At 69.6% G+C, this 17,616-nt stretch carries 18 protein-coding genes; 14 read left to right on the top strand and 4 right to left on the bottom strand.

What is annotated here, in order from left to right; translation table 11 throughout:
• The first annotated feature begins 8 nt into the window (after positions 1 to 8).
• Positions 9 to 644, top strand: coding sequence for an imidazolonepropionase-like domain-containing protein (locus OG522_RS15955; RefSeq protein ID WP_329463636.1), 636 nt, complete (start codon positions 9 to 11; stop codon positions 642 to 644).
• Positions 645 to 658: 14 nt separating this feature from the next.
• Here OG522_RS15955 and OG522_RS15950 read toward each other — a convergent pair whose 3' ends face one another.
• Positions 659 to 1,663: a chitinase gene (locus tag OG522_RS15950; RefSeq protein WP_329463635.1), complete on the bottom strand. Its 1,005-nt coding sequence runs from the start codon at positions 1,661 to 1,663 to the stop codon at positions 659 to 661.
• 122 nt (positions 1,664 to 1,785) lie between these two features.
• Here OG522_RS15950 and OG522_RS15945 point away from each other — a divergent pair, with 122 nt between their 5' ends.
• Positions 1,786 to 2,478: a demethylmenaquinone methyltransferase gene (locus OG522_RS15945; RefSeq protein WP_329463634.1), complete on the top strand. Its 693-nt coding sequence runs from the start codon at positions 1,786 to 1,788 to the stop codon at positions 2,476 to 2,478.
• A 30-nt stretch (positions 2,479 to 2,508) separates the two neighbouring features.
• Here the strand turns inward: OG522_RS15945 and OG522_RS15940 are convergent, their stop codons facing one another.
• Positions 2,509 to 3,069 carry a GNAT family N-acetyltransferase gene (locus OG522_RS15940; RefSeq protein ID WP_329467608.1) on the bottom strand — a complete coding sequence of 187 codons (561 nt, stop codon included), beginning with the start codon at positions 3,067 to 3,069 and terminating at the stop codon, positions 2,509 to 2,511.
• A 136-nt stretch (positions 3,070 to 3,205) separates the two neighbouring features.
• Here OG522_RS15940 and OG522_RS15935 point away from each other — a divergent pair, with 136 nt between their 5' ends.
• Entirely contained in the window at positions 3,206 to 4,489 is a 1,284-nt protein-coding gene (locus OG522_RS15935) for a geranylgeranyl reductase family protein (RefSeq protein ID WP_329463633.1), read from the top strand.
• 71 nt (positions 4,490 to 4,560) lie between these two features.
• Here OG522_RS15935 and OG522_RS15930 read toward each other — a convergent pair whose 3' ends face one another.
• Entirely contained in the window at positions 4,561 to 5,103 is a 543-nt protein-coding gene (locus OG522_RS15930; protein WP_329463632.1) for a hypothetical protein, read from the bottom strand.
• A gap of 146 nt (positions 5,104 to 5,249) precedes the next feature.
• The gene (locus tag OG522_RS15925; RefSeq protein WP_329463631.1) at positions 5,250 to 6,065 is read right to left on the bottom strand and encodes a C40 family peptidase; all 816 of its coding nucleotides are present in this window, start codon (positions 6,063 to 6,065) and stop codon (positions 5,250 to 5,252) included.
• A 731-nt stretch (positions 6,066 to 6,796) separates the two neighbouring features.
• Between OG522_RS15925 and OG522_RS15920 the strand changes: the two genes are divergently transcribed.
• From OG522_RS15920 to nuoK, 11 genes are read left to right on the top strand one after another with little or no spacing between them, the layout of a single operon-like run.
• Complete coding sequence (locus OG522_RS15920) at positions 6,797 to 7,156, top strand: NADH-quinone oxidoreductase subunit A (protein WP_030494815.1); 360 nt, start codon at positions 6,797 to 6,799, stop codon at positions 7,154 to 7,156.
• Positions 7,157 to 7,173: 17 nt separating this feature from the next.
• Entirely contained in the window at positions 7,174 to 7,728 is a 555-nt protein-coding gene (locus OG522_RS15915; protein WP_329463630.1) for a NuoB/complex I 20 kDa subunit family protein, read from the top strand.
• On the top strand, positions 7,725 to 8,450 hold the full coding sequence (locus OG522_RS15910) for an NADH-quinone oxidoreductase subunit C (protein WP_329463629.1): 726 nt from the start codon (positions 7,725 to 7,727) through the stop codon (positions 8,448 to 8,450). The genes OG522_RS15915 and OG522_RS15910 overlap by 4 nt, the downstream gene beginning before the upstream one ends.
• Entirely contained in the window at positions 8,450 to 9,772 is a 1,323-nt protein-coding gene (locus OG522_RS15905; RefSeq protein WP_329463628.1) for an NADH-quinone oxidoreductase subunit D, read from the top strand. Before OG522_RS15910 ends, OG522_RS15905 begins: the two co-directional genes overlap by 1 nt.
• A 17-nt stretch (positions 9,773 to 9,789) precedes the next feature.
• Positions 9,790 to 10,605: an NADH-quinone oxidoreductase subunit NuoE gene (nuoE, locus tag OG522_RS15900; RefSeq protein WP_329467607.1), complete on the top strand. Its 816-nt coding sequence runs from the start codon at positions 9,790 to 9,792 to the stop codon at positions 10,603 to 10,605.
• Positions 10,605 to 11,966: an NADH-quinone oxidoreductase subunit NuoF gene (gene nuoF, locus OG522_RS15895; RefSeq protein WP_329463627.1), complete on the top strand. Its 1,362-nt coding sequence runs from the start codon at positions 10,605 to 10,607 to the stop codon at positions 11,964 to 11,966. The genes nuoE and nuoF overlap by 1 nt, the downstream gene beginning before the upstream one ends.
• Complete coding sequence (locus OG522_RS15890) at positions 11,963 to 14,467, top strand: NADH-quinone oxidoreductase subunit G (RefSeq protein WP_329463626.1); 2,505 nt, start codon at positions 11,963 to 11,965, stop codon at positions 14,465 to 14,467. Before nuoF ends, OG522_RS15890 begins: the two co-directional genes overlap by 4 nt.
• On the top strand, positions 14,464 to 15,816 hold the full coding sequence (gene nuoH, locus OG522_RS15885; RefSeq protein ID WP_329463625.1) for an NADH-quinone oxidoreductase subunit NuoH: 1,353 nt from the start codon (positions 14,464 to 14,466) through the stop codon (positions 15,814 to 15,816). Before OG522_RS15890 ends, nuoH begins: the two co-directional genes overlap by 4 nt.
• A 4-nt stretch (positions 15,817 to 15,820) precedes the next feature.
• Positions 15,821 to 16,486: an NADH-quinone oxidoreductase subunit NuoI gene (nuoI, locus tag OG522_RS15880; protein WP_329467606.1), complete on the top strand. Its 666-nt coding sequence runs from the start codon at positions 15,821 to 15,823 to the stop codon at positions 16,484 to 16,486.
• Positions 16,483 to 17,307: an NADH-quinone oxidoreductase subunit J gene (locus tag OG522_RS15875; protein WP_329463624.1), complete on the top strand. Its 825-nt coding sequence runs from the start codon at positions 16,483 to 16,485 to the stop codon at positions 17,305 to 17,307. The genes nuoI and OG522_RS15875 overlap by 4 nt, the downstream gene beginning before the upstream one ends.
• Positions 17,304 to 17,603 (top strand): NADH-quinone oxidoreductase subunit NuoK, encoded by a 300-nt coding sequence (gene nuoK, locus OG522_RS15870; protein WP_053728780.1) that lies wholly within the window; start codon positions 17,304 to 17,306, stop codon positions 17,601 to 17,603. The genes OG522_RS15875 and nuoK overlap by 4 nt, the downstream gene beginning before the upstream one ends.
• Positions 17,604 to 17,616: the final 13 nt, after the last annotated feature.

Here is a 17,616-nt window from a genome sequence, read left to right as displayed (position 1 = left end):
TTCCTGAGGTGTTGACGATCCACGCCGCCGACCTCGTGCTGACCGGGGACTCCACTGAGCTCCCCGGCGGCGCGGTCCTGGTCGACGGCGACCGGATCGCGATGATCGGGCGATACGAGGAGGTGGCCGCCGGGCACCCCGCCGCCCGCGTCCGCCGCTGGCCCGGTGTGCTCACGCCCGGTCTGGTCAACCGGCACGGCGCGGTCCTGCTTGAGCACACCTACTTCCCGGACGACACCTTCGAGACCGACGAGCTCGGCGCCGAGCCGATCACCGGGGCCGCGCTCGCGGACCTCGCCCCGAGTGACGCGCGCCGCGGCAACAGCGCCCGCCGCTGCACCCAGAAGCTCCTGGCCCGCGGAGTGGTCGCGGTGACCGGGCCGCTCACCACCCCCACGGTGCGAACTGCCGTGCGGCGGGCGGGACTTGAGGTGCTGGCGAGTGTCGGCGCCGAGGGGCCGCCGGCTCTCGACCCGTTCGCCGGCGGCGCGCCGGCCAACGCCTTCCTCTCCCCGCTCGCCGCGGGCGGCCCGGCCCGCCTCGCCGTCTTCGACGTACCGGACGAGGCGGCTCTCGCCGTGCGGGGGGCCGTGACCTGTGTCGCCACCGTCATCGGGGGGCGGCTGCTGCACCGGCGCCGGTGACCGCCTCGGCCCGGTCAGCTTCCTGACAGCGCCTTCGCGAAATCACCCGGCTGCTGGGCCACGCCGCTGCAACTGGCCTGGGCCACCCCCGAGTTGACGTTTGTGGGGCACTTCTGGTCGCGGTACGTCACCCACAGCGAGAGCCGTCCCACGCCCTTGTCCTGGGCGAACTTGCGTACCTTCGCGGCGTCGCCGAGCGTGAATGTCTCGCCCTTGACGTCGTTGACGCCGATCATCGACGTGATCCCGAGCCCCTGCCAGGCGGCGGCGTCGGAGAGCCCCAGGGCCTTCTGGAGCTGGTCGTGCGCGGCGGTCGCGGCCCGCGCCGCGTAGTCGGCCATGTCCCCGCGGAGCGACGGACCGTAGTCCATCGTCATGATGTTGACGGTCGAGATCTTCACCCCGTGCTCCTTGGCCGACGTGAGCAGAGCCGTGCCCTGGGGCGTGAGCCCCGTCGGCAGCACCGCCAGCGTGAAGGTCACCTTGAGGGCGCGCTGCTTCTGGAGCAGGGCTATCGCCTCGGCGCGCCGGGTGAGCGAGGCGGTGTCGGTCAGCGCCGCGCCCTCGATGTCGAAGTCGGCCTCGGCGGAACCCGCCGCGTCCAGTGCCGTCCCGTAGGCGGCGGCCAGTTCGGCCGGTGTGCGGCAGGTGAGCGCCAGTTCCTTGCCGGCCTGGCCGCCGAAGGACACTCGCACCGCGGCGCCCGACTTCTTGAGCGCCGCCGCCCGGTCCTTGACGTCCTGGTCCACGATGGCCGTGTCGTCGTCCCACACCGCCCGGCAGGTGTTGCCGTGGGCGATGGCGAAGGCCAGGTTGTAGACGGCCGGGAAGCCCACGGCGTCGGTCGGCGTGGCCGTGGTGGCGCTGACGTAGGGGGAGTACGCGCTGTTCAGGGCCGCGGGCGGAACGGGCTTTTCCGGGACGGCCGGGGCCCCGTCCTGGGCCGCGGAGCACCCCGCGCACAGCAGCGCGGCCACGGCGGCGGCCCCCGCGACCCGCACCCTCAGGAAACTCCGCATGTCGTGTGCCCCGCTCTCGTGATCCGCGCCCCCGTGGCACGGAAAGGCGAATGTACGTGCCCCGCCTGTGGCGGTGAGGGCCGGGCAGCCGGCCGGGCGCCGCGTACTGCTTGAATGGGTGGGTGACCCGCGCATCCCTGGACAAGCAGCCGCACGAAGTCGCCTCGATGTTCGACGACGTCGCGGCACACTACGACCTCACCAACGACGTGCTCTCCCTCGGCCAGGCCAGGCTGTGGCGCAAGGAGGTCGCGAAGGCGGTCGGCGCGCGGCCCACGCAGAAGGTGCTCGACCTCGCGGCGGGCACGGCCACTTCGTCGCAGCCCTTCGAGGCGGCCGGGGCGTACACCGTGCCCTGCGACTTCTCCATCGGGATGCTCAGGGTCGGCAAGCAGCGCCACCCCCACATGCCGTTCACGGCGGGCGACGCCACGAAGCTGCCTTTCCGCGACGACACGTTCGACGCGGTGACCATCTCCTTCGGGCTGCGCAACGTGCAGGACACGGAGGGCGCGCTGCGGGAGATGTACCGGGTCACCAAGCCGGGCGGGCGCGTGGTGATCTGCGAGTTCTCGCAGCCGACGTGGAAGCCGTTCCGGACGGTGTACACGGAGTACCTGATGCGGGCGCTGCCGCCGGTCGCCACCGCGGTGTCGTCGAATCCGGAGGCGTACGTCTACCTCGCGGAGTCCATCCGGGCGTGGCCCGCCCAACCGGAGCTCGCCGGCAAGCTCCGGGAGGCCGGCTGGTCCAAGGTGGCCTGGCGGAACCTGACCGGCGGGATCGTCGCCCTGCACCGGGGCTTCAAGGGCTGAGGGTGGGGGCGCCGCCCCCACACCCGCTCCTCAATCGCCGGAGGGGCTCATGGCCAGCTCAAGCCGGAAGCACAGCGCCTCCACCCCCGACACCGGGGACAGATACGTTCTGGACAGGGTCATACCGAGGCGTTCCGTCACCGCCACCGAGCGGGTGTTGCCCGGGTGGACCATCGCCACCACGTGGTCCAGGCCCGTCGCGCGGACCCGCTCCAGCGTGGCGGCGGCCGCCGCCGTCGCGTACCCGCGACCCCAGTGCGCGCGGCCCAGGCGCCAGCCGATCTCGATCTCGCCCGCCGGGCCCCAGTCCGTGGGGGGCCACGGCTGGGCGCCGGTGAAGCCGATGACCTCGTCGTCCTCGTCCAGCAACGTCCACAGGCAGAAGCTGTGTTCGGCGTCGTGCTTGCGCTGGCGGGCGGTCAGTTCCTCGTAGACGGAGACCTCCGCGGAGCGGCCCCCGTGGAACTCCATCACCTCGGGGTCGTCGAACACCCGGTGCCAGGCGTACGCGTCCTCCTCGGTGGGCACGCGCAGCCGTACTACGGGCAGGGACCCCTCCGGTACGGGGGACGACGTCACGCGGGACGTCATGGAGGGCCCGGGGGCCTGGGGGGACTCGGAGCTCATGGCGTGGCAACCCTTCGCGATGTCGATCAACAGCCACCCATAGACTGCACGTGTCCTGTGCTTCTCGGCACGCAAATTCGAGTCTTCGGGAGATCCCGCTGTGACCGAGCCGCTCTCCGAACACACCGCGGACGTGATCGTCGTCGGGGCCGGCCCGGCCGGTTCCACGACGGCGTACTACCTGGCCAAGGCCGGACTCGATGTGCTGCTCCTGGAGAAGACCGCGTTCCCGCGCGAGAAGGTGTGCGGCGACGGGCTGACCCCGCGCGCCACCAAGCAGCTCGTCTCGATGGGGATCGACATCTCCGAAGAGGCCGGCTGGCTGCGGAACAAGGGCCTGCGGATCATCGGCGGCGGCGTGCGGCTCCAGCTCGACTGGCCGGACCTCGCCTCGTACCCGGACTACGGCCTCGTGCGCAAGCGCGACGACTTCGACGAGCAGCTCGCCCGGCAGGCGCAGAAGGCCGGCGCGCGGCTGTACGAGCGCTGCAACGTCGGGGCTCCGATCGTCGACGAGCGCAACGGGCGCATCACCGGCGTCAACGCCAAGCTCGGCGAGGACAAGACCCCGGTCACCTTCCACGCGCCGCTCGTGGTCGCCGCCGACGGCAACTCGACGCGGCTCTCGCTCGCGATGGGCCTGCACCGGCGCGAGGACCGCCCGATGGGCGTCGCCGTACGGACGTACTTCACCTCGCCGCGCCACGACGACGACTACCTGGAGTCCTGGCTGGAGCTGTGGGACCGGCGCGGACCGCAGGAGCGGCTCCTTCCCGGCTACGGCTGGATCTTCGGCATGGGCGACGGCACGTCCAACGTCGGTCTCGGAATCCTCAACTCCTCGTCCGCGTTCCGGGAGCTGGACTGGCGCGAGATCCTCAAGGCGTGGTGCGCGTCCATGCCCGAGGACTGGGGCTACACCCCCGAGAACATGACGGGCCCGATCCGCGGCGCCGCCCTGCCGATGGCCTTCAACCGCCAGCCGCACTACACCAAGGGCCTGCTGCTGGTGGGCGACGCGGGCGGTCTGGTCAACCCGTTCAACGGCGAAGGCATCGCGTACGCCATGGAGTCGGGGCAGATCGCCGCGGACGTCATCGTCCAGGCGCACGCCCGCGCGACGCCTTCGCAGCGCGAACTCGCCCTGCACGCCTACCCGAAGATCCTCAAGGACACCTACGGCGGCTACTACACGCTGGGCCGCGCCTTCGTGAAGCTCATCGGCAACCCGAAGGTCATGAAGATCGCCACGCAGCGCGGACTCACCCACCCGATGCTGATGAAGTTCACCCTGAAGATGCTGGCGAACCTGACCGACCCGACGGGCGGCGACGCGATGGACCGCATCATCAACGGCCTCTCGAAGGTGGCCCCCAAAGCTTGATCCGGTAAGGCCGGATCACCACTGACCCGGCCGTACCAAGGTGGCCTCCAAGGCCTGAGCCGGGCGCCTTTCTAGGGGCGGCGCTCCACCTCGTCCGTCCAGCGGACGGGGACCTCTCCGGCGAACCGGGACAGACCGGTGCGCAGTTCGGTCGCGGAGAGGTCGCCGCCCTGGCGGCGCGCTATGTATTCGTGCCGTCTGCCGCTGTGCAGCGTCACCCACACCACGCGGTGGTGCTCGTAGCCGCCCGCGGTGCTCTCGTCGCCGTGCTCCCAGATCGCCACGGTGCCGACCTCGATCTCCCGCACCTCCGACCAGGCCGCGTCGAAGCGGGTGGCCAGGTGTATCCCGGCGGCGTTCGCGCGGATGACCGGGCGCACCGCGCCGTACACGCAGGCCAGGAGCAGGAAGGCGCCCGCGCCCAGGACGAACAGCGCGAGCCCCCAGCGGAAGGCGAGTTGGGCCCAGTCGGCCGGGCCCTGCCAGGGGCGGATGCCGGTGAGCATCCACAGGCCGAGCACCATGAAGACGATCCCGATCGCGGCGAACATGCCGAGCCCGTCGGCGTAGACCTCGTACGACTGCGGCTCCGGGACCCGCACCTGTTCTTCCACGCGCCCACCCCCTGATAGGGGGATGGTGCCCCGGAACAGGCAGAGTTCAACACATTCCGGGCATGCCAAAGGGCCGTCGCTCCCGAGCGGGGGAGTAACGGCCCTTGCAGGCGTGGTGCGGACGGCTCAGAAGGCCGCTGTACGGCTCAGAGAACGCGGACGGCGCCGGTGGGCTGGTCCCAGTCCAGGCTGCGCTCGACGACACCGGTGGAGGGGTTCTGCGCGCCGACGAAGTTGCCGCCGCCCACGTAGATCGCCACGTGGTACGCGGAGCCGGAGCTGCCCCAGTAAAGGATGTCGCCCGGCTGCAGGTTGGACAGCGAGACCTGGGTGCCGGTGGCCGACTGGTCCTGCGAGACGCGCGGCAGGTCGACGCCGACCTGGCGGTAGGCCGCCTGGACGAGGCCGGAGCAGTCGTACGCGCTGGACCCGGTGGCGCCGGAGACGTACGCCTTGCCGACCTGGGCCAGCGCGAAGTTCACGATGGCGGCGGCGGAGCCGGTGGCGTTGGATGCCTTGAACGTCGACGTGGCGGTGGAGGCGGCGCTGAGCGTGGTGCGCTCGGCGGAGCGGGAGGCGCGCTCGGCGGCGGCGGCCTTCGCCTTGGCGGCGGCCTCGGCCTTCGCCTTGGCCTCGGCGGCCTTCTGCTCGGCGTCGTCCTTGGCCTTCTTGGCGTCCTTGGCGGCGCTGGACGCGGCGGCGTCCTGGGCGGCCTGGAGCTGGAGGTCGGCGGCGACCGTCTTGGTGGCCTGGACCGTGGCGGCCGCGGTGGTCGCTAGGTTGCCGGTCAGCGTCGGCATCTCGATGGTCTCGGTCACGGGCTGCGCGGCGTTCGCCGGGGCGGCCGCACCTGCCAACGCGATGGTGCTGAGTACGCCACCGGCAACTCCGGCCCGGAGCGAGACCTTCGAGGCGCTGCGGCGGGGCTTCCGGTGGCTGGGTATGTGAGCGGTGTGGGACATGGGTATAACCGCTATCAGGGGTTCAGGGTTCCCTTCAAGAAACGTGTGCTGCGCCACAGTTGGCGCCGGAAGAGCCGAATCCGCTTCTTGCCAGCACTTATTGACGCCGTAACGGACAAAACTGGCACGCGCGATCAGGGCTGTGATCATGTGTTTTCCATGAATGGTCCGAATTGCCCGGCGCTTACCATCCCCTCACGTCGATGGCCAAGCCCCGTTGATTTCCGGACTATTACCAAGTGACGCAGGTCACATGGTGAGTGATCCGCTCGACTGCGGGCAGAAGGCGTCGCTTCGTGAATGCGCGCACGCGTCCACCTTTGAGGTCCGAAGTCCCTCCCGTGAGTGACCGGCGCCCGCTTATCACCCGATGGCCACCCATCGCCAATTTGCCCTTAGCGCACATCTCTTGATAAAGCCAGACGGTCGGCGACCAGGGGTAACACCTCGGGATGTCACGTCTCGTGATCACTCAGGCGCTTCGCGTATGTAGATCACCGCTCATCCGACTTCATGATCCTTCGTCAGGTGGTGGAGATCACAAACTCGTTGGCGCACCCCGTGTCGCAGATCACAGACCGGCGGGCATAGGATGCGGGGCAGTCGGGCTTGTGAACTGCCTCACATGTAGGCGATCTTCGCGCCGCGAGCAGTCGGCAAGGAGGCAACGAGGTGGTCGCGGTGCCCGTGTGCGGTCCAACGGTCAAGGACGACTGGAAGGAGCGAGGAGCGTGAATGCGTACGCGCCCATCCTCGTGCTCGGCGCCCTCGGGGCAGGGTTTGCGATCTTCTCCGTGGTCATGGCCACGCTTATCGGCCCAAAAAGGTACAACCGGGCGAAACTTGAGGCGTACGAGTGCGGAATCGAACCCACTCCCACGCCGGCCGGCGGCGGCCGCTTCCCCATCAAGTACTACCTGACGGCGATGCTCTTCATCGTCTTCGACATCGAGATCGTCTTCCTCTACCCCTGGGCCGTCACCTTCGACGCCCTGGGGCTTTTCGGGCTCGTGGAGATGCTGCTCTTCGTGCTCACCGTCTTCGTCGCCTACGCGTATGTGTGGCGGCGCGGCGGTCTGGAATGGGACTGAGGGGCTGAGGGGCACCTATGGGACTCGAAGAGAAACTGCCTAGCGGCTTTGTACTGAGCACTGTTGAGCAGGCCGCGGGCTGGGTGCGCAAGGCGTCCGTGTTCCCCGCGACCTTCGGCCTCGCCTGCTGCGCCATCGAGATGATGACGACCGGCGCCGGCCGTTACGACCTGGCCCGCTTCGGCATGGAGGTCTTCCGCGGCTCCCCGCGCCAGGCCGACCTGATGATCGTGGCCGGACGGGTCAGCCAGAAGATGGCGCCGGTGTTGCGGCAGGTCTACGACCAGATGCCCAACCCCAAGTGGGTCATCTCCATGGGGGTTTGCGCCTCATCGGGCGGAATGTTCAATAATTACGCAATTGTTCAGGGCGTTGACCACATTGTCCCGGTTGATATCTACCTGCCCGGTTGCCCACCCCGGCCCGAGATGCTGATCGACGCGATCCTCAAGCTCCACCAGAAGATCCAGAGTTCCAAGCTCGGGGTCAACCAGGAGGAGGCGGCCCGCGAGGCGGAGGAGGCGGCCCTGAAAGCGCTCCCCACCATTGAGATGAAGGGGCTGCTGCGGTGAGCTCTCCCGATACTCCCGATACCCCCCAACAGAACGGCGTGCCCGCCCCGCGCGAGGACACCGGCGAGGTCATCGGCGTACGCAAGGGCATGTTCGGGGCCGGCGACGCCGGCGACACCAGCGGCTACGGCGGCGTCATCAAGACCGTGACGCTGCCCGGCGCCACCTCCCGCCCCTACGGCGGCTGGTTCGACGAGGTGGCCGACGAACTCGAAGGCGCCCTGGAGGAGCAGGACCTGCTGCCCGAGAACGCCATCGAGAAGACCGTCGTCGACCGCGGCGAGCTCACCTTCCGCATCGCGCGCGAACACCTCGTCCGCGTCGCCCGCACCCTGCGCGACGACCCCGCGCTGCGCTTCGAGCTCTGCACCGGCGTCAGCGGCGTCCACTTCCTGGGTGACAAGGGGCGCGAACTGCACGCGGTCTACCACCTGCGGTCGCTGACCCACGGTCGGCTGATCCGGCTCGAAGTGAGCACCCCCGACAGCGACCGGCACATCCCCTCGCTCGTCGAGGTCTATCCGACCAACGACTGGCACGAGCGCGAGACGTACGACTTCTTCGGCATCGTCTTCGACGGCCACCCCGCCCTCACCCGGATCATGATGCCGGACGACTGGCAGGGCTTCCCGCAGCGCAAGGACTACCCACTCGGCGGCATCCCGGTCGAGTACAAGGGCGCCCAGATCCCGGCTCCGGACCAGCGGAGGTCGTACACCTGATGTCCACTTCTCACGCGTCCGCTCGGGAAACCACCGAGGGAACCGTATACACGGTCACCGGCGGCGACTGGGACGAGGTCGTCCAGTCCGCCGCCAAGAGCGACGACGAGCGCATCGTCGTCAACATGGGTCCCCAGCACCCCTCCACCCATGGAGTGCTGCGCCTGATCCTGGAGATCGACGGCGAGACGGTCACCGAGGCCCGCTGCGGAATCGGTTACCTGCACACCGGCATCGAGAAGAACCTCGAATTCAGGACCTGGACGCAGGGCACCACCTTCGTCACGCGCATGGACTACCTGACGCCGTTCTTCAACGAGACGGCCTACTGCCTCGGCGTCGAGAAGCTCCTCGGCATCACCGACCAGATCCCCGACCGGGCATCGGTCATCCGCGTCCTGCTCATGGAACTCAACCGGCTCTCCTCGCACCTGGTGTGCATCGCCACCGGCGGCATGGAGCTGGGCGCGACCACGATCATGATCTACGGCTTCCGGGATCGTGAACTCATTCTCGACCTCTACGAGCTGATCACCGGCCTGCGGATGAACCACGCGTTCATCCGTCCCGGCGGACTCGCCCAGGACCTGCCCCCGGGCGCGGTGGACCAGCTCCGCGAGTTCGTGAAGACCATGAAGAAGAACCTGCCGGAGTACGACAAGCTCGCCACCGGCAACCCCATCTTCAAGGCTCGTATGCAGGACGTCGGCTACCTCGACCTGACCGGCTGCATGGCGCTCGGCGCGACCGGTCCGATCCTCCGCTCGGCCGGGCTCCCGCACGACCTGCGCAAGACCGACCCGTACTGCGGCTACGAGAACTACGAGTTCGACGTCCCGACCGCCGACACCTGCGACTCCTACGGCCGCTTCCTGGTCCGCCTGGAGGAGATGCGCCAGTCGCTCAGGATCGTCGAGCAGTGCCTGGACCGGCTCGCGCCGGGACCGGTCATGGTCGAGGACAAGAAGATCGCCTGGCCCGCGCAGCTCGCGCTCGGACCGGACGGACTCGGCAACTCCCTCGACCACATCAAGAAGATCATGGGCACCTCGATGGAGTCCCTCATCCACCACTTCAAGCTGGTGACCGAGGGCTTCCGGGTCCCCGCCGGGCAGACCTACACGGCCGTCGAGTCACCCAAGGGCGAACTCGGCGTGCACATCGTCTCCGACGGCGGCACCCGCCCCTACCGGGTCCACTTCCGCGATCCGTCCTTCACCAATCTCCAGGCCATGGCGGCCATGTGCGAGGGCGGCCAGGTCGCCGACGTCATCGTCGCCGTCGCGTCCATCGACCCCGTGATGGGAGGCGTCGACCGGTGACCGACATCAACTTGGGCATGCCCCAGCTGCCCGCACCCGACTATCCGGCCGATGTACGCGCCCGGCTCGAAGCGGACGGCGGGCAGATCGTCGCCCGCTACCCCGACAGCCGCTCCGCGCTGCTGCCGCTGCTCCACCTCGTCCAGGCGGAGGAGGGGTACGTATCGCGAACCGGCATGGCCTTCTGCGCGGACCTGCTGAAGCTGACGACGGCCGAGGTGACCGCCGTCGCCACCTTCTACTCCATGTACCGGCGCCGGCCCTCCGGCGACTACCAGGTCGGCGTCTGCACCAACACCCTGTGCGCGGTCATGGGCGGTGACGCCATCTTCGACGAGCTGAAGCGGCACCTGGGCGTCGGCAACAACGAGACGACCGACGACGGCAAGGTGACGCTCGAACACATCGAGTGCAACGCCGCCTGCGACTTCGCGCCCGTCGTGATGGTCAACTGGGAGTTCTTCGACAACCAGACCCCCGAGAGTGCCAAGCGCCTGGTGGACGACCTCCGCGCGGGCCGCCAGGTGGAGCCCACCCGGGGCGCGCCGCTGTGCACCTACCAGGAGACCGCCAGGATCCTGGCGGGCTTCCCCGACGAGCGCCCCGGCGCCGTCGAGGCGACCGGCGGAGCGGGCCCGGCCTCACTGGCCGGCCTGAGGCTGGCCAGGGGGGAGACCTCCCCGGGCGGGCGCGTGGTGCACCCGCGCGGCGCGGCCCCGCACGGCGAACCTCAGCCCGGCGCCCGTCACTTGAGCTCGCACGACGCACCGCAGCAGACCTCGGCGTCCGACCCCGAGCACCCGGCGGGCCCGGTCTCCGAGGAGGGGGAGTGATGACCTTGGCAACCGAGATCGAAGGCAACGGGAACGGGAGCAGCCCGGAGAAACTCCTGGCACCCGTCCTCTCCGCCTTCTGGGACCAGCCCGATTCCTGGACCCTGGAGACCTACCGGCGCCACGACGGCTACGAAGGCCTGCGCAAGGCGCTCGCGATGACGCCCGACGACCTCATCGCGTACGTCAAGGACTCCGGTCTGCGCGGCCGCGGCGGCGCGGGCTTCCCCACCGGAATGAAGTGGCAGTTCATTCCGCAGGGCGACGGCAAGCCGCACTACCTGGTCGTCAACGCCGACGAGTCGGAGCCCGGGACCTGCAAGGACATCCCCCTCCTGTTCGCCAACCCGCACTCCCTCATCGAGGGCATCGTGATCGCCTGTTACGCGATCCGTTCCTCGCATGCCTTCATCTACCTGCGGGGCGAAGTCGTCCCCGTACTGCGGCGGCTGCACGAGGCCGTCAAGGAGGCCTACGCGGCGGGCTACCTCGGCAGGGACATCCTGGGCAGCGGTCTGGACCTCGAACTCACCGTGCACGCGGGCGCGGGCGCGTACATCTGTGGCGAGGAGACCGCGCTCCTGGACTCCCTCGAAGGCCGTCGCGGCCAGCCCCGGCTGCGACCCCCCTTCCCCGCGGTCGCCGGTCTGTACGCGTGCCCCACTGTGGTGAACAACGTCGAATCCATCGCCTCGGTTCCCGCGATCCTGAACCGGGGCAAGGACTGGTTCAAATCCATGGGCAGTGAGAAGTCCCCCGGCTTCACGCTGTATTCGCTGAGCGGGCACGTCGTGAGCCCCGGCCAGTACGAGGCGCCGCTCGGCATCACGCTGCGCCAGCTGCTCGACATGAGCGGCGGCATGCGGCCCGGCCACCGGCTCAAGTTCTGGACGCCGGGCGGCTCTTCGACGCCGATGTTCACCGACGAGCACCTTGATGTCCCGCTGGACTACGAGGGCGTGGGCGCCGCCGGGTCGATGCTCGGCACCAAGGCGCTCCAGTGCTTCGACGAGACCACGTGCGTGGTGCGGGCGGTCACCCGCTGGACCGAGTTCTACGCCCACGAGTCCTGCGGCAAGTGCACCCCGTGCCGCGAAGGGACGTACTGGCTGGTCCAGTTGCTCCGCGACATCGAGGCCGGCAAGGGCTCCATGGACGACCTCGACAAGCTGAACGACATCGCCGACAACATCAACGGCAAGTCGTTCTGCGCCCTCGGCGACGGCGCCGCCTCGCCGATCTTCTCCTCGCTCAAGTACTTCCGTGACGAGTACGAGCGGCACATCACGGGCAAGGGCTGCCCCTTCGACCCCGCCAAGTCCACGCTCTGGGCGGACGACAGCACGGAGGTGAACGCATGACTGTGACGACGAGTAGCGCTTCCTCCGGGGGCGGCGAGGCGGCCGTACCGCCGGAGGACCTCGTCTCGCTGACCATCGACGGCATCGACATCAGCGTCCCCAAGGGCACGCTGGTGATCCGCGCCGCCGAACAGCTCGGCATCGAGATCCCGCGGTTCTGCGACCACCCCCTGCTCGACCCGGTCGGCGCCTGCCGCCAGTGCATCGTCGAGGTGGAGGGCCAGCGCAAGCCGATGGCGTCCTGCACCATCACCTGCACCGACGGCATGGTGGTCAAGTCCCAGCTCTCCTCGCCGGTCGCCGAGAAGGCCCAGCGCGGAGTGATGGAACTCCTCCTGATCAACCACCCGCTGGACTGCCCGGTCTGCGACAAGGGCGGCGAGTGCCCGCTACAGAACCAGGCGATGCAGGTCGGCGACACGGATTCGCGTTTCGAAGGCAAGAAGCGCACCTATGAGAAGCCGGTCCCGATCTCCACGCAGGTGCTCCTGGACCGCGAGCGGTGCGTGCTGTGCGCCCGCTGCACCCGGTTCTCCAACCAGATCGCCGGCGACCCCATGATCGAAATGATCGAGCGGGGCGCGCTCCAGCAGGTTGGCATCGGCGAGGGCGACCCGTTCGAGTCGTACTTCTCCGGGAACACCATCCAGATCTGCCCCGTCGGCGCGCTGACCTCGGCGGCGTACCGCTTCCGCTCCCGTCCCTTCGACCTCGTGTCGTCGCCGTCGGTGTGCGAGCACTGCGCGGGCGGCTGCGCGACCCGCACCGACCACCGGCGCGGCAAGGTCATGAGGCGCCTGGCGGCCGAGGACCCCGAGGTCAACGAGGAATGGCTGTGCGACAAGGGCAGGTTTGGATTCAGGTACGCGCAGAAGGCGGACCGTCTGACCACGCCCATGGTGCGCGACTCCGCGACCGGTGAGCTCGCGCCGGCCAGCTGGCCCGAGGCCCTTGAGGCGGCCGCCGCCGGACTCGCCGCCGCGCGCGGCCGGGCCGGAGTGCTCGCCGGTGGCCGCCTGACCGTCGAAGACGCCTACGCCTACGCCAAGTTCGCCCGGATCGCCCTCGCCACCAACGACGTCGACTTCCGGGCCCGGGTGCACTCGGCGGAGGAGGCGGACTTCCTGGCGGCGCGGGTCGCCGGACGGGGCCGCGACCTCGACGGGCGGGGCGTCACCTACACCTCCCTGGAGAAGGCCCCGGCCGTGCTCCTGGTCGGCTTCGAGTCCGAGGAGGAGGCGCCCGGCGTCTTCCTCAGGCTGCGCAAGGCCTGGCGCAAGCACGGCCAGCGCACCTTCTCGCTCGCCACCCACATGACGCGCGGCCTGGAGAAGGCGGGCGGCACGCTGCTGACCGCCGCGCCCGGCACCGAGACCGAGTGGCTGGACGCGCTCGCCGGTGGCGTCGGCCTTGACGCCGACGGCGCCGAGGCGGCCGAGGCGCTGCGCTCCCCGGGCGCCGTCCTCGTCGTCGGCGAGCGGCTCGCGGGGGTGCCCGGCGGGCTGACCGCCGCGGTGCGCACGGCCTCGGCGACCGACGCCGAACTGGTGTGGATCCCGCGCCGGGCCGGTGAGCGCGGGGCGGTCGAGGCGGGGGCGATCCCGTCGCTGCTGCCCGGCGGCCGCCCGGCCACCGACCCCCGCGCCCGCGACGAGGTCGCCTCGGCCTGGGGCGTGCGCGAACTCCCGCACCGCTACGGGCGCGACACCGGCCAGATCGTCGAGGCCGCGGCCACCGGCGAACTGGGCGCGCTGCTCGTCGCGGGGGTCGACCCGGCGGACCTGCCGGACCCGGCCCGCGCCCACGAGGCCCTGGGCGAGGCCTTCGTGGTGAGTCTCGAACTGCGGCCGGGCGCGGTCACCGCGCAGGCGGACGTGGTCCTTCCGGTCGCGGCCGTCGCCGAGAAGTCCGGCACCTTCCTCGACTGGGAGGGCAGGGCGCGGCCGTTCGAGGCCGCGCTGAAGCCCGAGCAGCTGACCCGCACCCCGGCGCCCACGGACGCACGGGTGCTGCACATGCTGGCGGACGCGCTCGACGTGCATCTCGCGCTGCCCGATGTCCGGTCCGTACGGAACGAGATGACGCGGCTCGGCGTGTGGGACGGGCCGCGCGCGAGTGAGCCCCTGGAGTCGGCGCAGCCGCTGCCGCGGCCCGCCGAGGGCGAGGCGGTCCTCGCCGGCCACCGGATGCTGCTCGACCAGGGCTCGCTCCAGGAGGGCGACGAGGCGCTGGCCGGCACGCGGCACGCGGCCGTCGCCCGGCTCTCGGCGGCCACCGCGGCCGAGTCCGGAGTGAAGGACGGCGACCTTCTGGAGGTCACCGGCGCCTCGGGCAGCGTCCAACTCCCGCTCCAGGTGAGCGAGATGCCCGACCGGGTGGTGTGGCTGCCGCTGAACTCCACCGGCGGCGGGGTCACCGCGGACACCGGCGCGGTCCCCGGACAGGTCGTCCGGATCGGCCCGGCCGTTACGGAAGCCCCCTCGGAGGTGGTGGAGGCGTGATCACGTTCGCTGCGGAGGACCTCTCGCTGTTCGGCCGCGACCCCTGGTGGCTCGTCGTCGTCAAGGCCGTCTTCTGCTTCGCGTTCCTGATGGTGACCGTGCTGTTCTCCATCGTGTGGGAGCGCAAGGTCGTCGCCTGGATGCAGTTGCGCATCGGCCCCAACCGGCACGGCCCCTGGGGCATGCTCCAGTCGCTCGCCGACGGCATCAAGCTGATGCTGAAGGAAGATGTCATCGTCAAGAGGGCCGACAAGGTCGTCTACGTCCTGGCCCCGATCATCGCCGCGATCCCCGCGTTCATGGCGATCGCGGTGATCCCCTTCGGGCCCTCGGACAACGAGGTGTCCATCTTCGGCCAGCGCACCACGATGCAGCTCACCGACCTGCCGATCGCGATGCTCTACGTCCTCGCGGTCGCCTCCGTCGGCATCTACGGCATCGTCCTCGCGGGCTGGTCGTCCGGGTCGACGTACCCGCTGCTCGGAGGCTTGCGCTCGTGCGCGCAGATGATCTCGTACGAGATCGCCATGGGCGCGGCCTTCGCCTCGGTGTTCCTCTACTCCGGGTCGATGTCGACCTCGAAGATCGTGGAGGCGCAGGGCGACCGCTGGTACATCGTGCTGCTGCCGGTGTCGTTCATCATCTACATCGTCACGATGGTCGGCGAGACCAACCGGGCACCGTTCGACATGCCGGAGTCCGAGGGCGACCTGGTGGGCGGCTTCAACACCGAGTACTCGTCCATCAAGTTCGCGATGTTCATGCTCGCCGAGTACGTCAACATGGTCACCGTCTCGGCGGTCGCGGTCACCCTGTTCCTCGGCGGCTGGCGCGCCCCCTGGCCCATCAGCACCTTCTGGGTGGGCGCGAACCACGGCTGGTGGCCGATGCTCTGGTTCGTCATCAAGGTCCAGCTGCTGCTCTTCTTCTTCATCTGGCTGCGCGGCACGCTGCCGCGGGTCCGCTACGACCAGCTGATGAAGCTGGGGTGGAAGGTGCTGATCCCGGTCTCGGTCCTCTGGCTGATGCTGGTCGCGACCGTACGGGCGCTGCGCAACGACGGCTACGACTTCTCGAAGATCGTGCTGTACGTGGGCGGCGCGCTCATCACGGTGCTGCTCCTCTCCTTCGTCGCGGACATCTTCCGCGGCCGGAAGGAGGCCGCGGAGGCGAAGGCGCCGCCCGCCGCGTTCGACCCGATGGCCGGTGGGTTCCCGGTGCCTCCGCTGCCCGGACAGACCCTCCCGCCCGTACCCCGCCGACGGCCGCGCCAAGAGCGCGAGTTGATTGTCAGTGGTGGGTCCGATACTGACAGTGACCGAGAGGGAAGGGAGGGCGACGGTGCCTGAATCAATCGAACCGACCGGTCCGGCGAAGTCCGCGGAGCCCGCGAAGGCGTCCGGGGGCAAGGCCCTGAACCCCGTGGCCGGCTTCGGCGTGACCTTCAAGGCCATGTTCAAGAGGCGGCTGACCGAGCAGTACCCGGAACAGCAGAAGACCACGGCGCCGCGCTTCCACGGCCGCCACCAGCTCAACCGGCATCCGGACGGCCTGGAGAAGTGCGTCGGCTGCGAACTGTGCGCCTGGGCCTGTCCGGCCGACGCCATCTATGTGGAGGGCGCGGACAACACCGAGGAGGAGCGCTACTCGCCGGGCGAGCGCTACGGCCGCGTCTACCAGATCAACTACGCCCGCTGCATCCTGTGCGGCCTGTGCATCGAGGCCTGCCCGACCCGGGCGCTGACGATGACCAACGAGTTCGAACTGGCCGACTCCTCCCGCGAGAGCCTGATCTACACCAAGGAGCAGCTGCTCGCGGGTCTTGAGGACACCATGGTCGACACCCCGCACGCGATCTACCCGGGCATGGACGAGCAGGACTACTACCGCGGTCTGGTCACCGAGGCCGCGCCCGGCACCGTCCGGCAGGTGGCGCTCAGCAAGGGGGAGCGGCCGCAGGAGGCCGCCTCCACCTTCGGCGAGGACGAGCCCGCGTCCGGCAAGGTGGTGGAGGCATGAGCGCGCCCACCGACGTGCTGGCCGTGGCCGCCTCGCACACCTCCACCGGGGAAGCCCTCCAGTTCTGGGTGCTCGGCACGGTCGCCGTGATCGGCGCCCTGTGCACCATCTTGATGAAGAAGTCCGTGCACAGCGCGCTCTGCCTCGCCGGGACCATGATCATCCTGGCGGTCTTCTACCTCGCCAACGGGGCGTACTTCCTGGGCGTCGTCCAGATCGTCGTCTACACCGGCGCGATCATGATGCTGTTCCTCTTCGTCGTCATGCTGGTCGGCGTCACCGCCGCCGACTCGCTGAAGGAGACCATCAAGGGGCAGCGCTGGTGGGCCGCGGCCTGCGGGCTCGGCTTCGGAGTGCTCCTCATCGCCGGCATCGCCAACGCCTCACTGAAGACCTTCACCGGTCTCGGCCAGGCCAACGCCAATGGAAACGTCGAGGGTTTGGCGACCCTGATCTTCACCAAGTACGTCTTCGCCTTCGAGATCACCGGCGCCCTCCTCATCACCTCGGCGGTCGGCGCGATGGTGCTCACCCACCGGGAGCGCACCGAGCGCGCCAAGACCCAGCGCGAGATGTCCGAGGAGCGCGTACGCGGCAAGCACCTGCCCCCGCTGCCCGCCCCCGGTGTCTACGCCCGGCACAACGCGGTGGACGTCGCCGGACTGCTGCCCGACGGCACGCCGGCGGAGCTCACCGTCAACCAGACGCTGCGCGGCCGCGGCCAGATCCGCGACGTGTCGAGCGAGGCGCTCGCCGACCTCAAGGCCCTGGAGCAGCGCTCCGAGGAGCGGCTCGGCCGGGACGAGGAGGCGGTCAAGTGAATCCGGTCAACTACCTGTATCTGGCAGCCCTGTTGTTCACCATCGGCGCCGCCGGGGTGCTCATCAGGCGGAACGCGATCGTGGTCTTCATGTGCGTCGAGCTGATGCTCAACGCCTGCAACCTCGCCTTCGTCTGCTTCTCCCGGCTGCACGGCAACCTCGACGGCCAGGTCATCGCGTTCTTCACGATGGTCGTCGCCGCCGCGGAGGTCGTCGTCGGGCTCGCGATCATCGTGTCGCTCTTCCGTTCCCGCCACTCGGCCTCGGTCGACGACGCCAGCCTGATGAAGCTGTAAGGGGTCGCTGAAT

Origin of the sequence: Streptomyces sp. NBC_01431 (genome assembly GCF_036231355.1) — a bacterium.
GTDB lineage: Bacteria > Actinomycetota > Actinomycetes > Streptomycetales > Streptomycetaceae > Streptomyces.
Note: the sequence above shows the minus strand (reverse complement) of the source record. Positions and strands in the feature narration are given on the sequence as shown.